Annotated in this window: 16 protein-coding genes; 4 read left to right on the top strand and 12 right to left on the bottom strand. The window is 69.9% G+C overall.

What is annotated here, in order from left to right:
• Nucleotides 1-26: 26 nt before the first annotated feature.
• Nucleotides 27-593, bottom strand: coding sequence for a TetR/AcrR family transcriptional regulator (locus ACGF0D_RS27610; protein ID WP_392920753.1), 567 nt, complete (start codon nt 591-593; stop codon nt 27-29).
• Between the two features lie 87 nt (nt 594-680).
• Here ACGF0D_RS27610 and ACGF0D_RS27605 point away from each other — a divergent pair, with 87 nt between their 5' ends.
• On the top strand, nt 681-1604 hold the full coding sequence (locus tag ACGF0D_RS27605; protein WP_392920750.1) for an SDR family oxidoreductase: 924 nt from the start codon (nt 681-683) through the stop codon (nt 1602-1604).
• Nucleotides 1605-1844: 240 nt separating this feature from the next.
• Here ACGF0D_RS27605 and ACGF0D_RS27600 read toward each other — a convergent pair whose 3' ends face one another.
• Nucleotides 1845-2183 (bottom strand): hypothetical protein, encoded by a 339-nt coding sequence (locus ACGF0D_RS27600; RefSeq protein ID WP_392920747.1) that lies wholly within the window; start codon nt 2181-2183, stop codon nt 1845-1847.
• A gap of 89 nt (nt 2184-2272) precedes the next feature.
• Between ACGF0D_RS27600 and ACGF0D_RS27595 the strand changes: the two genes are divergently transcribed.
• Together ACGF0D_RS27595 and ACGF0D_RS27590 are read left to right on the top strand one after the other, a co-directional pair.
• Complete coding sequence (locus tag ACGF0D_RS27595; protein WP_392920745.1) at nt 2273-2551, top strand: ArsR/SmtB family transcription factor; 279 nt, start codon at nt 2273-2275, stop codon at nt 2549-2551.
• Nucleotides 2552-3011: 460 nt separating this feature from the next.
• Nucleotides 3012-3293, top strand: a complete 282-nt coding sequence (locus tag ACGF0D_RS27590; RefSeq protein ID WP_392920742.1) for a hypothetical protein — start codon at nt 3012-3014, stop codon at nt 3291-3293.
• A gap of 654 nt (nt 3294-3947) precedes the next feature.
• Here ACGF0D_RS27590 and ACGF0D_RS27585 read toward each other — a convergent pair.
• From ACGF0D_RS27585 to ACGF0D_RS27570, 4 genes are all read right to left on the bottom strand, one after another.
• On the bottom strand, nt 3948-4082 hold the full coding sequence (locus ACGF0D_RS27585; RefSeq protein ID WP_392920739.1) for a hypothetical protein: 135 nt from the start codon (nt 4080-4082) through the stop codon (nt 3948-3950).
• Between the two features lie 252 nt (nt 4083-4334).
• On the bottom strand, nt 4335-4985 hold the full coding sequence (locus ACGF0D_RS27580; RefSeq protein ID WP_392920737.1) for a hypothetical protein: 651 nt from the start codon (nt 4983-4985) through the stop codon (nt 4335-4337).
• A gap of 70 nt (nt 4986-5055) precedes the next feature.
• Nucleotides 5056-7158, bottom strand: a complete 2103-nt coding sequence (locus ACGF0D_RS27575; RefSeq protein ID WP_392920734.1) for a tyrosine-type recombinase/integrase — start codon at nt 7156-7158, stop codon at nt 5056-5058.
• Entirely contained in the window at nt 7155-8360 is a 1206-nt protein-coding gene (locus tag ACGF0D_RS27570) for a tyrosine-type recombinase/integrase (protein WP_392920731.1), read from the bottom strand. The genes ACGF0D_RS27575 and ACGF0D_RS27570 overlap by 4 nt, the downstream gene beginning before the upstream one ends.
• Before the next feature lie 237 nt (nt 8361-8597).
• Here ACGF0D_RS27570 and ACGF0D_RS27565 point away from each other — a divergent pair, with 237 nt between their 5' ends.
• Entirely contained in the window at nt 8598-9890 is a 1293-nt protein-coding gene (locus tag ACGF0D_RS27565) for a hypothetical protein (protein WP_392920728.1), read from the top strand.
• Nucleotides 9891-10074: 184 nt separating this feature from the next.
• Here the strand turns inward: ACGF0D_RS27565 and ACGF0D_RS27560 are convergent, their stop codons facing one another.
• From ACGF0D_RS27560 to ACGF0D_RS27535, 6 genes are all read right to left on the bottom strand, one after another.
• Nucleotides 10075-10221: a hypothetical protein gene (locus ACGF0D_RS27560; RefSeq protein ID WP_392920725.1), complete on the bottom strand. Its 147-nt coding sequence runs from the start codon at nt 10219-10221 to the stop codon at nt 10075-10077.
• 85 nt (nt 10222-10306) lie between these two features.
• Nucleotides 10307-11134, bottom strand: a complete 828-nt coding sequence (locus ACGF0D_RS27555) for a hypothetical protein (protein ID WP_392920723.1) — start codon at nt 11132-11134, stop codon at nt 10307-10309.
• Nucleotides 11135-11462: 328 nt separating this feature from the next.
• Nucleotides 11463-12011, bottom strand: a complete 549-nt coding sequence (locus tag ACGF0D_RS27550; protein ID WP_392920721.1) for an AAA family ATPase — start codon at nt 12009-12011, stop codon at nt 11463-11465.
• Nucleotides 12012-12112: 101 nt separating this feature from the next.
• Nucleotides 12113-12442 (bottom strand): hypothetical protein, encoded by a 330-nt coding sequence (locus tag ACGF0D_RS27545; protein ID WP_392920718.1) that lies wholly within the window; start codon nt 12440-12442, stop codon nt 12113-12115.
• A gap of 36 nt (nt 12443-12478) precedes the next feature.
• Nucleotides 12479-12625 carry a hypothetical protein gene (locus ACGF0D_RS27540; protein WP_392920715.1) on the bottom strand — a complete coding sequence of 49 codons (147 nt, stop codon included), beginning with the start codon at nt 12623-12625 and terminating at the stop codon, nt 12479-12481.
• Between the two features lie 343 nt (nt 12626-12968).
• On the bottom strand, nt 12969-13337 hold the full coding sequence (locus ACGF0D_RS27535) for a DUF3703 domain-containing protein (RefSeq protein ID WP_392920712.1): 369 nt from the start codon (nt 13335-13337) through the stop codon (nt 12969-12971).
• Nucleotides 13338-13374 lie beyond the last annotated feature (37 nt).

Below are 13374 nucleotides of genomic sequence, written 5' to 3'. Positions count from 1 at the left end.
CCCCGGGCCGCCCGTGGTGACGACGTCTAGCCGCTCGCGGTCACGGCCTTGAGCTCGTCGAGCGATTCCCGCATCAACTGCGACAGCTCGCGTTCCTCGGACGCCGCGATCCAGAGTTCGAAGCCGACCTTGAAGACGGCGACGCCCACCTCGGCGGTCAGGCTCGCGGCCGGCCCCGCGACGCCTCGTCGGCGCAGGGTGTCGGCGAGCGCGGCCGAGATCGAGGCGAGCTTGATCAGCTCGCGTTCCTGGAGTTCCGCGTTCGCCGCGATGACGGCCTGTCGCTGCCGGGCGAACTCACGGCGGCCGACGAACTCCTCGGAGACCGCCTCGAGTCCCGCCGCTATCGCGTCGATCGGCGCCGCGGACTCCGGGGCACCGGCGACCGCCTGCACGAACAGCTCCTCCAGCGAACCGGAGCCGGCGAACAGCACCTCGCGCTTGTCGGCGTAGTGCCGGAAGAAGGTCCGCTCCGTGAGCCCGGCCCGTCTGGCGATCTCCGCCACCGTGGTCTGCTCGTAGCCGCGCTCGCCGTAGAGCTCCAACGCCGCTTTCGTCAGGCGTCCGCGCGAGTCCGGCTCCCATCTACCCATGCGTAGATCCTACGCGATGACAGTCACTGACATCAGATGCTAGAGTCGATGACAGTCACTGACATCGATAGTTTGGGGTGCCTTCCCATGCGTATCTTCGTAACCGGTGCGTCCGGCTGGATCGGCTCCGCCGTCGTTCCCGCGCTCATCGGCGCGGGCCACCAAGTCGTCGGACTCGCCCGATCCGACACCTCCGCCGCCGCGCTCACCGCGGCCGGCGCGGAGGTCGTCCGCGGTAGCGTCGACGACCTCACCGTGCTGCGGAACGCGGCCGCCGCGTCGGACGGGGTGATCCACCTCGCCTTCAAGCACGACATCGCCTTCACCGGCGACTTCCCTGGCGCCGCCGAGGCCGATCGCCGCGCCGTCGACACGTTCGGCGACGCGCTCGCCGGCACCGACCGCCCCTTCGTCCTCGCCTCCGGCGTGGCCGGCCTCACGCTCGGGCGCGCGGCGACCGAGCGGGACATGCCCGTGATCGACGGCTCGCCGATGTCGATCCGATCGGCCACCGCCCAAGCGGCGCTCGCACTCGCCTCGCGCGGCGTCCGCTCCTCCGTGGTGCGACTGTCTCCGACCTGCCACGGCGAAGGGGACAACGGCTTCATGGCGGCCCTGGTCGCCACCGCCCGGGCCAGGGGTGTCTCCGGCTACCTCGGCGACGGCGCCAACCGCTGGCCGGCCGTCCACCGCCTCGACGCCGCACGGCTGTTCCGTCTGGCGGTCGAGAAGGCCCCCGCCGGATCGGTGCTGCACGGAGTCGCCGAGGAAGGCGTCGCGATCCGCGAAGTCGCCGAGGTGATCGGCCGCCACCTCGACGTGCCGGTGACCTCCGTGGCCCCCGAGGCCGCGGCCGAACACTTCGCCTGGCTGGGCGCCTTCCTCGGCATCGACGCCCCGACATCGAGCACCCTGACCCGCGACCTGCTGAACTGGCAACCGACCCACCCCGGCCTGCTCGAGGACCTCGACAAGGGCCACTACTTCCATACCCCCGCCACCAGGGCCTGACCAGCCGCGGAGGCGCCACCTGAGCGAAGCCGGTACCGCGGGCTCGTCAGGGTCACCACTGCACGTACGAGTTCGGCACGGTCGGCGAGGAGTCGGAGGCAGCGCTTGATCGAGCCGGCCCGCCAGTGGACCCCTCGCTGGAGCAACCCGGCGAGCCGGCGGCCGTGTACGGCCGAGGAGTCGGTTTCCGCGTTCAGGCGGGTCAACCGGACGGTTGGCTCGGGTGCTCGCGCACGTCGGTCAGGCGGAGGCGAACTCCACGTACTCGATGATCGCGCCGCCAGGGTGCCGGAGAGTCGCGTTGCGGCCGGTGGGCACCGCGTTGGGGCCGTCGAGCAGGGTGCCGCTGTCGAGGACCTCGTCGAGCGAGTCGACCAGCACGGTGGCGTGGGTGTCCCGGTACGGCGCGAGCGCTTCGGGCGTGCCGGCGATCAGCAGGAAATCGCCGACGCGGGCCAGTTCCAGGTCGCGGTACTCGAACCGCAGCCGGGGCGGCTCGCCGGCGAGGGCGACGAAGGCGGGCAGAGCGACGTCCAGATCGTCCACGTAGACGCGGGCGAGGGTGGCGAGTGCAGGCATGGCGAACGCTCCCAAGAACAGGCGGTGATGGGCCACTGAAGATCGTTTCGACTTTCCCGAAATGTCGAAACGATCGGCATACTACTGTCATGACGGACGATCTGGAACTGGCCGCCGTGCTGCACGCGCTCGGTGACCCGGTGCGCCTCGCCCTGGTCCGCTGGATGGCGACCGAGGGCGAGAGCGCCTGCAGCCCCGACTGGCTCACGGTGCCGCGGTCGACGCTCTCCAACCACTGGCGCATCCTCCGCGAGGCCGGTCTCACCACCACCCGCCAGGAGGGCAAGAATCGCATCATGACGCTGCGCCGCCCGGAACTCGACGCCCGCTACCCGGGGCTCCTGGCCTCGGTGCTGGGAGAACACTGAGCCGTCGGCTCGGCCTTCGGGGCCGGCCTGCCCCCGCTGCCGGCGCGTCGTCCGCATCGACAAGCCCCTCGACGGACAGCGGGTCTGCCGCAACTGCATCGCGAGGCCCCGCATCGAGGAGTGCTCACGCTGCGGCGCCCGGCGCGAACCTGCCACCCGCGACGCCCAAGGCCGGCCGCTGTGTCCGAAGTGCCTGATCACGGACCCCGCCAACCCTGGAGACCTGCACCACCTGCGGCAAGCGGCGCATGGCCAGCACCAGGACTCCCGACGGGCCGATCTGTCCCAACTGCCGTCCACTTCCCACGCTGGTCCGCTCGATCTGTAGCCGGACGGCACCCTGCGTGCTCTCGAAGCTGAGCGGGCAACCCCGCTACGGCAGTTGCGACCAGCGAGAGGCGCACTGCACCGTCTGCGGGCGCTTGCGAGACATCCACTCCGACACGACCCCTCCCGGGCCATGGACGACGACGCCCACTGGGCCACCACCCGTCGCCTGCTGCATGACGACACCATCCGGACTGAAGACCGCCTGGCCAGGCTACTGTTGCTCCTCTATGCCCAGTGGCCAGCGGCGATCTCACGGTTGACCACCGCCCACATCGAGGAGACCAACGCGACAGTCCGGATCCGCCTCGGGGACGTCGCGGTCACCTTGCCCGGCCCCATCGCCAAGCCGGCCCTGGAACAAGTTGCCGCCCGTCGCAGCCACGCGGTCCTCACCCAGACCGACTTCCCCTGACTCTTCCCCGGCGGCCAGCCCGGCCGCCCGATCAGCGCCTAGGCCACGGGCGAACGACTCCGCAAACTCGGCATCCGGCCCGCGGCAACCCGCTCCACCACCCTGTTCCAGCTCGCCACCGAGCTGCCCGCCGCGATCCTCGCCCGCACCCGCGGCATCCACATCACCATCGCCGTCAAATGGCAGCGAGCCGCCGCCGGAGACTGGGCCACTTATGCGGCCGAGGTCAGCCAGAGAACCAGCCGATCAACCGGAATTCCTGTCGCACAGCGGTCACAGGGCGTTGCCGCACTTGATGCAGTCGATCCATGGGACAGCTGGAGCCGCTTGGGGACGGGATAGTGGGCGTCGCCGCGCGAGTAGACGGCGCGGGCCAGGCCGAGGCGGCGGTGGTCGGGGTGGGTGCCGACGGGTTCGAACGCGCCGGTGGCGTTGATCGCGTATTCGAGAAGCCGCGTACTGTCTCGGCAGCAGTTCGACGACATCAACTTTTATCTGGACAATCTTGCGCGCGTCAGAGTGGCGTTATGAGTCCCAGGACATCCCCGGCGCCTTGTCGCCGAACTCGCTTGTCGTACCTGGTGGCAACTCAGGAGACCCTTGACGGCTGCTCACTCGAACCCTCTGCAGCCAGGGCTCAGCATGGTGCTCGGCTCAGTGGTGACCGAGGCCTTGGCTGTCGAGATAGTCGATCAGCGCGGCCTCCTTGCGCAGCAACCGTTCGCGGTCATCGGCCGATAGCGACACAAGGGCGTCGACCAAGACCCGCTTGCGGTGAACGTAGACCATGTTGCCCGAGTAGATCCGGCACCCCGAGCACCAGCCAAACCCGATACATCGCTCGAAGCTGGAGGACTCAGGCGGATGCACGCGGTACTGGAAGGAACGGACTGGCTCCCGGCACACCATGCAGACCGAGCGTTCACCGTCACGAACGCACCAGCCGGTTACACCCCTGCGCCAGGACTTGCGTCCGGCCGGTGCTCTTCAAGTCGTCATGGCGATCATTCTGCCTCGTCGTGGTCTCGGGAAACAGGGTGATCAGTGTTGACGCCTCTCGCGCTCGCCAGCAACGGCGTCGCCGAACGGGGTGAAGCCCATGCTCGCTCCGAACATGTCGCCACCACGCCGGAAGGCGAGCAGGCGTGCCGATGGGGCGTCTCCCGCCTCACCGAAGTGGAAAACCGCGAGCGGCGCGGTCCGATCACCGGAAGCGTAGCCAAGGGTCTTGGCCGAGCGCGGATCCTGGTCGCCAAAGATCACGGAAGGCCGACCGTACACCTGCAGAACATCGTCGAAGGTGCGGTCGGTCTCCGCCCAGCCTTCGGCTGTCTCGACGAGGCTCGTGTACTCGTCAGTCCGCAAGGCTCGATCGAGATGGAGCCAGCCACGCTCGTGAGCTGCGGCGCCGTACTCCGCGGCCACCACATGAACTTCCGGCTGGGGAAAGCAGTAGCGCAGCAATGCCGCCATGTCCAACCGCGCGTTGTCGTCCACGATCCACCGCGTGCCGTCGGGCCGGGCCTCGTCCTCGGCGAGGGCATCGAGGAAGAGCGGCAAGCACGCGAGCCCACCGTGCGCGTCGGGGCACCGCACGGCGGCGTTGAACCTGTCGAGCACGCGGACGCGTTCCGCCTTGGTGAGCGGGGTCCGGCGGTGAACTGTGAGGGGGATGCTCCGAAGGGACAGCATGCCGACCACCTTGAGCCGTTGCCATCAGGCTGTCCACCCCGTTCCTCAATCCGCTAAGGCTCGGGTCGGTTCAGCAGTGATCGCCAGGGGCGGGGTCGGGACTCTCGCCGAGGTCCGCGAGGAGGCTCCGGATGCGGTCGGCGATGGCTGTGTGACGTTCGACCTCGCGGGGCCATCCGCGTTCAATGGCGTCCTGGGCGAGCTGCTGCTCGCGGGCCAGCCGGGATCGAAGGCGCGGAGCGTACTCGCTGGTGGTGAGGAACTTCGAGCAGCGAAGGTAGAGGTCGCATTCGCAGGGTCCTTCGGCGGGTGCGCGCAGGCAATGGCCCAGTTCGAGCTCGGTCTTGAAGAAGTTGGTCTTGAGCCAGTTCAGGGTGTCTTCGCCGATCCGGCCGCTGAGCAGTTCCTCTGCGGCCGGGCCCGCGATCCGGCCGCCGGCAGCGATGACCTTCTCGTACTGTTCCTTCAGGATGGGGTCGCTGATGTGGGAGTAGGTGGCCGACATCTGCGCGTTGCGGTGCCCGAGGATCGCCATGATGGTCTGGATCTGGGCTCCGCCCTCGGCGAGCTGGGTGCCGACGGTATGCCGGAACCGATGGGCGGTCACCATGGGGTTGCCGTCGCCATCGACCAGCCCGGCCTTGCGGCAGGCGACTTCCAGGGAGTCGGTGAACAGGAACTGCCGGCCCATCGGCTTGCCCCGCCGCATGAACACGTAGCGGACCGGCCGCTGGGCCCAAGGGTCGTGGCGGGCTGCGGCATTGCCGGCCTTGGCCGTCTCGATCAGGCTCCGCAGCGCGTCGGCGGCCTGCGGGTGCAGCGGGATCATGCGCTCGGTGTAGGTCTTGCCGACCGGGATTCGCAACCGGGGATAGCCGTCGGGATAGGCATCGAGGCAGTCGATGGGCAGGCGGGCGATCTCGCCGCGGCGGGCACCGCTCCACCGCAAGAGCAACAAGGCTGTCCTCTGGTGAGGGTCCTCCAGGTCCTCGACGGCCTGCATGAGTCGGTCCAGCTCGTCGCGCGGGATGAATCGGGGCAGCCTTGACGGCAATTTCGGCAGGTCGGAACGCCCCAGCAACGGCCTGGCCGGGACGTCCGTCCAGCCCCACTGGCTGGTCTCGCGGAAGAACTGCAGCAGCGGGCTGATGTAGGTGTAGCGCGTGCGGGCCGACAGCGGTCGGCCGTTGCGCGGATTGATCCGCTCGTGCTGATGGGTCAGGAAGCCCTCGATGTGAGCTCGCGTCAGCTCGGCGAGGTTCGTCAGCTCGGGGACGTCCTGGGCGAGCCAGCGCAGGAAGTAGCGGAAGGCGTCCCGGCAGTTGCGCACAGACTCCGCCCGGTCGGTGGTCTGCAGCCGTCCGGACAACCACCGGTTGACCGGCGCTGCGATCGCAGGCGGGGTGTCCGGGGAAGTGAGCTCTTCGCGCCACAGCTCGCACGTCTTCAGCCCGTGGAACGGTGGTTCCTTGACCTGCCCGGTGTTGAACAGCAGCACGTGCAGGCCGTGCAGCCGGCTCAGGCATGCCTTTTCGAACTCGGCGGTGAGCGTGGCAGGGTCGCTGTCACGGCGGTTTCGGTGAACGTGGGCGGCCCGGATGGTCCTGGCTTCCGGCATCGCGCACCAGCGGCGGATCTCCTCGCCGAACGCGGCAAGGTCGCCGTAGGTGATGGCGGTGATGTCCGGATCGCCCTTCCAGAGGACAAGGCGGGCGATTCCCCAGGTCAGCAGCGACCGGCCGCTGCGGTAGCCGAGCTGCCGCTGGCGTTCGTCCAGCGCGTCGACCAGGTCCAGGTCCATCCCGAGTGTCGGGGCGACGCGGGGGTTGAACAGGCTGTCGAAGTTCCGGGCCAGCACCCAGTCGGCGTCCATCGGGATTCGATGGATCAGTGAGAGGTAGGCCAGGTAGGAGCCTGCTTCGTGGGAGATGCCCAGGTGCTTGCCGGAGCCCGGAGTCGCATCGGCATGCAGGTCCAGCCGGTCCAGCAGCGGGGCGGCGAACCAGTCCTCCAGATCGGGCCAGTGCTGGACGAACCTGTTGTAGAAGAACAGCCGGGAACTGATCGTCCCTCGTGTCCCGGCGAAGGTGGCGCGGACCCACGCGGTGTACTCCTCCCGCGGGGCGTGGCGCCGCCGATCCGGCAGGTCCGGGACTGCGGCCAGGGCATTCACCGCTGGTTCTCCAACGCCCGGGTGTAGTCGGCCAGCACCGCCTCATCGGACACCCGGGTATAGATTTTCGTCGATTCCGGCGAAGCGTGTCCGAGCCGCTTCTGCAGCGACAACTCGCGCATCCCGCCCTCCCACATCGCCGTGGCGTGGGTGTGCCGCAAAGCGTGCGGAGTGGCCTCCGGCGTGCGCGCGCCGAGCTTCGCCATTCGGCGGGAGAACAACCGGACGAGCGCGTCGTAGCTCAGCGGCTCCAGCCTGCGGGCTCCGTTGCCGCCGACGAGGAACACGAATGGGCTGGCGGACTCCAGGGGCCGCTCGTGCATGACGTAGCGGCTGACCGCGTCCAGCGTGCGCGGATCGTGCAGGTCGACGACCCGCTCGGAGCGCGACTTCCCGCGGGCTCCGCCGGGGTGGTCGTCACGCTTGCCGATCGTCACCCGCCGCCGCCCATAGGAAAGGTCGGCCAGATGAAGGGACAGCACCTCGCCCGGCCGCAGCCCTCCGTCCAGCATCAGCAGGAACATCGCCAGGTCACGCAGCTTCGTCAGGCTCGCGATGAAGCCCTCCAACACCGCCTCGTCCATCGGACGCGGCAGCCGCCGCGGCTGCTTGACCGTGACCGTGCGCCGCACCGGCTGCTGGCGGCTGGCCTTACCCATGAACGGCTGATGCCGGCCCGGGACCCTCGCGAGAGCCGGATCCGGGCGCATCTGCATCGGCGAGTCCTCGCCGTCGTACTCCTCCGCGACCATGGCCCAGTCGTAGAAACTCGACACCGCGGCCAAGATGCGGTTCACCGTCGACGGCGACAGCAGACTGCCAGGCAGGTCCGCTCCGCCGACCACGACGGTCAACCCGAGTCGCTGGGCTGGCCGGCGGCTCGGCTGACGGCGCAGGAAGCCCAGCAGCCGCAACGCGTCCGGTGCTCGGAAGTCCCGCCAGTCCAGGCTCTCCCGGGCCAGGAACGTGAACAGGTACTTCAGGTCGTAGGCGTAGGCGCACCAGGTGTTCGGCGACAGCCCCCGATCATTGAGATGCCCCAGAAACCGGCAGACCGGATCGATCTCGGAACCGGATGCGTCGATCAACCGGACGCGACGGACGATGCCGCCGTCTCGGTCCTTCACCACACGCAGTTCGCACTCCACAGCACCATCAACGAGCGGCGACGAGGAGCGCGACGCCGGGAAGCCGAACTCCACCCGGGAGTGTCCAGATAAGAACCTCCTCGGCCGGTAAGCGTTCTTTCGGCCGCGGGACGCCGGGCGCCGGCCGCTGCGCGAACCGTCGGTCGGCGAAGACGACAGCGAGCGACAGGGAGGCCGACCGGCCCAGTACCCGGCTGTCCTCGACGGCGGCTGGGTACTGGGCGGCGATGGCTCAGCCGGAACGCGCCCCGTGGTGATCTGGAAACATGCCGTAGTTGTAGCCTGCGAGCCATGACGCTTAGGACTGGGACGGTACACGGCTTCTGGGCGCGCAAGTTGCTCGCAGACTCAGGTGTGGATCCGGAGGATCTGCGGCTGGATGTATACGAACACGTGGACCGTGGCGTCGCGCTTGCCATGGGCGGGTTCGACTCCGAGCGCTCTGAGCTGGTCGAGGGCGCGGTGTCACTCGCCTCGGACATTCTGCGGCGATGGCGTACGCCCCGGCCGGAGTTGGTAGCCGGTCTGGTGCGATGCCTACAGTCCCGTCATCCCCATGCCAGAGGCGACGCGGCGATGGTGCTGGCGCGGCTCGTGTCGGCAGACTCCACGCAGGACATCACGTCGGCCGTTCCCGCACTGATCGTGGCCGCCAACGATTCCTACGACCGGGTTGCCGGGCCGGCGGCGCTGGCTCTTGCCCGTATCGACCATCCGGGGGTTCTGGAGCCGGTACACCGGTGGTTGATGTCAAGCAGCCGACTCCCGTTCTTCCAGGTGACTTCACTCGGGCAGGTTCTGCAGCCGCTGGTGGGATGTGCCGACGAGCTGCTCCCCGGGATCCGTCGCATGCTCGTCGACTCGGCCGACAGCGAGGGACTGCGTCCGGTCCTCACAACACTGGCCGCGTGGGGCCCCTCCGCGAGCGCGGCGGTTCCAGAGCTGGTGTCGGCACTCGCCACCCGCAACGTGCGATGGGTCTGCGACGTGCTCGGCAGTATCGGCGCGGCGGCGGCGCCTGCGGCGGACACCCTTGACAGCTTCCTCTGCGGCGTCAAGCAGCCACCGCGCCACGACGGCAGCACCCTGATGCCCAACGGCATACGAAGATGGCACGGCGCCCAGAACGCGGCGTGGGCCCATTGGCGGATCACCGATGACTCAAAGGTCTTCCTGGCTTTCCTGGAGGACGCGGCATCCCGGGGCTTGGGGTACGCCGACCTCGGCCGGTTGGCGGAGTTGGGGCCGCAGGCGACGCGATGTGCGAGCGCGGTCCGGCCGCTGCTGGAGTCGCCGGGCCCGTGGACCCGTGTCCAGGCCGCCTATGCCTGGTGGCGGATCACCGGCGACACGGACGCCGCTGTCCCGGTACTGCTGGCAGCGCTGGAACCATTGAGGTCGGGTGATGCCGACGAGTCCTGCCGCGCGGCGGTCCAGTACATCGCCCAGATCGGTGCCCGGGCCTCCGCCGCGGCACCTCTGCTCGAAGCGACGCTGTCATCCGACCGGCGCTTCCCAGCGGACGTCTATCCTGCGGCACGCGCGGCGCTGGCGGCCTTCGGCGGCGGCCTCCGCCTTCAATGAACCGTCGCCACTCCCGAGATCATCCGGGCTGCCCGCGACATGCTGCCCAACCCCGAGAACTCGATCACCTCTATCGCCAAGCTTCTCGGCGTCGGCCCCGGCACCCTCGATAACCACATCCCCGACCTGTAGGAACTCCGCTCCTCCGGCCGAGTCCCGAACCCAGCTCACCGCAGGCTGACCGCTAGCGCCACCGGTCCGTTCCTCCCCACGGGCCCTCCCGGACCTGGCGGCGGACGTTGAGCGGGATAACGGGCCCCTCCACCGCCCGGTCGCCGTCCTTCCGGAACTCACGGTACTGGCCGGGCTGTTCGTTCAGGTAGTCGGCCACCACGGATTCCCGGGCCGCGCCCTTCGGGGTGCGCGGTCGGATCCGACGGCGCACCCTCGTGCATCGAGTGGTACGACTACTTCCGCTACCGCGGCGGGTCGACCTTCTCGACCGGGCCGAAGTCGCGGAAGGTGCCGTAGGTGCGCATCTGGATGCCCCGCAGCTCGGTCTTCTTGTCGTAGCGGACGGTGCGGCCCTGGGCGTCGATCCACTGGTCGAGCCGGAAGCTCTCCACGGACTTGCCCTTGAGGATCTTGTACTGCTCGGGCTCCACGGCCTTCATCTGCTCCAGGTCCACCGTGCCGGAGAGGTGGTAGCACGGCGTGCCCTCGCAGTCCTCCATGCCCTTGCGGGCGGACGGGCCGAGGGCCAGCACCGCCTTGGCGTAGCCGTGGTAGTCGGCGATCCGGTTGCCGAGCGGGGAGGTGCGCCAGCTGCTGCCGTTCCTGATGTAGGTGGTGCCGTCGTCGGTGACGACGACGCTCGGGCCGTCGTTCGCGCCGCCCATCATGTCCTCGCCGCCCACGCTCATCGACTCGGCGAGCCGGCCGGAGCGGATCGGCCCGTTGAGGTTCACCCGGGCCTTGACGACCGCGCTGATCGGGCCGCCATCGGACGTGAAGTCCTGGGTGGCCGCGTACGGCGTCCTCTCCGCGAGCGCGAGCGCCGCCTCCGGGTCGATCACCCCGCCCGCCGTGGTGGCGACTGCGGTGGCGGCGGGTGCGGGCGTCGCGACGGCGGTGGGTGCCGGGGTGGGAGTCGCCGTGGGCGCGGAGGTCGGCGCGGCCTCGGGCGTGGTGGCGCCCGGGGACGCCGTCGAGGACGCGGCCGGCGCAGGGTCGCCGTCGCAGCCCACCAGAGCGACGAGGGAGACCGTCGCGGCGGCGACGGCGAGCACGGTGGAGCGGCGCATGGTCAGGAGAACCCCCGGTCGAACCAAGAAGCGAAGAGACGGGGCATCCTGCCACAGCGCCTGGTCGGTGATCGAACCGTTTTCCTCGCCGGGGCCGCCCTTGACGGCGAGTCAACGCACGTACGCCGTCTCCAGCGGTCCGTCTCCCTCGTCCGGTACGGACGGCTGGTCCACGCCGTCCTGGGGTGACGCGGGCGCGCCGCCCACTGCCGCCGCCAGGAGAACGACGTGTGCGGGTACCTGACCGTCGGCGTCGCGATCAGCCCGCGAGGGAGCTGGTCTCCCCCGGCGATGGGGTGCCGGCGGAGGCTCGCGTCGACGGCGGTGGTCACAGGGCGCCGATGGTCCTCGACGCGTGGTCGGCGACCTGGCGCGGTGTGAGGCGGGTGGTGTCGATGACCTCGGCGTCGGCCGCGAGCCAGCCGTCGTACGCCTCGGTGTAGACCGGCAGCTTTCGGCGGCGGAAGGCGCGGACCTTCTCGTTGCGCGCCTCGTCGTCGGGGAATTCGACGCCGACGGCGATGCGGGCGCCGACGGTGTCGGGGTCGGCGTGGAGCAGGAGGTGCCGGAGCGGGATGTCGGCGGCACGGACGGCGTCGTGGATCTCGGCGGCGTAGTCCCGGCGCAGCAGGGTCATCGGGATGATCACCGGTCGGCCGTCGTTCTCCCGGTGGCAGCGGACGGCGAACTCGGCGACGAGGGGGCGCCAGGCCGGGTTGTCCTGGAAGTCCTCGTACTTGCCGGGGAAGACCTGGCGCAGGAGGAAGCCGACCTCCTCGGCGTCGAAGAGGACGGCGCCGGGCAGTTCCCGCTGAAGGGTGGTGGCGAGGGTGGTCTTGCCGCCGCCGAAGGGGCCGTTGATCCAGATCACGGTCACCGGGATCTCGCTTTCGTCGCTGGGTGCTGGTGTTCGCTGTCGGAGTCGATCGCTGCGATCCGCAGTCGCCGGCTGACCATGCCGGCCGGCGTCGCACGCCGTCAGGTACCGGCCGGCACCTCCGCGACCTGGGGCGTGAACGCGTAGGTGCGGACCGGGTCGAGGTGCAGTTCGTAGGGCCCGAAGCAGTCCGCCGCGAGGGTGGCGACCCGGGCTCCGCAGGGACAGGCCCGGTTGAGGCCCTCGGTTCCGTTCGGTCCGCAGCATCCGCTGCTGTTCTCCCCGTTCGGGAGGGGCCGCAGCGCGGGCGCGCCATCGGGGTGGACCACGATCGTGTCGCGGACCCCGGCCGAGGCGACGAAACCCTCCTCGGTGGCCATGAGGATGCCGCGGGGCTGCGACGGCGCCGGGTTCTCCTGGTCCTCCTGCATGACGAAGGGGACTCCCCAGGGCTCGGTTTCGATCGCTTAGCAGCCGCGCGGCACGGTCGGCGGGGCCTGCTGTGCTCCCTCGGGCCGGGCGTCTTCGAGCCCAGGAACCGTGGGGACGGCGGGCAGGGCTGTCAGGTCCGGGGTGAGCGTCGCACCGCACTTGGAGCAGGAGAAGACGGTCATGGGGTCCGTTGTAGCCGTGAATCGTCTCGTCCCGCACCTCGCTCATCGTGCCCGCAGCCGGTCGTGCGGGGCGTGGACGACCACCGTGAGGCGTCCGAGCTGAGGTCGGGTGCGAGCCGGTGACGGGTGACGTTCAGGCCCAGGAGGGAGCGCACCCGGGTGTCGACCGTGGCGGGGATGCCGCCGGCCGCTCACGGACTTGTGAGGGGCCGGCGGCGTCGTCGGCGGCTCCGGTTCCGCTGCCGGCTGGTGCTCCGTTGGAGACGGCACCGGGCTGGGGCGGTGGTTCGATGAGCCGACAGGTGCGGCACGGGACGGGGGCGAGGTTCTCCGAAGTCCGGGCCTACACGCGCAGCGCGCCGGCGTCGCGGAGCAGGGCAGCGAGGTCGTCCGGGATCGGCATGTGGGTGGTCAGCCCGACCCGGGTGCGGCCGGTGTTGCCGTCCGGGTAGTTCCCGGCCGCGGAACCGGGCGCGGCGACGACCAGGCGCACCAGCTGGCCGAGCATCTCCCACACGTCGCGGTCACGGAGGGCAAGGCGGAACATCACGCCGTGGGTGCGGGTGTGGGGCCACGGCCAGGGCTGGGACAGGATGTGGGCACGCTCTACGGCCTTCCATCGCTGCGCGGTGGGTCCTGGGGTCCGGGCCGCGGCCATCTCGGCGTCGAACGCTTCGAGCAGGGCGGGCGGCATGGGAGCACGGCGGGACACTGCGGACCTCCAGTGGTTCGGATTTCACGGATTCACA

Source organism: Kitasatospora sp. NPDC048298 (assembly GCF_043201465.1).
Taxonomy (GTDB): domain Bacteria; phylum Actinomycetota; class Actinomycetes; order Streptomycetales; family Streptomycetaceae; genus Kitasatospora.
Note: the sequence above shows the minus strand (reverse complement) of the source record. Positions and strands in the feature narration are given on the sequence as shown.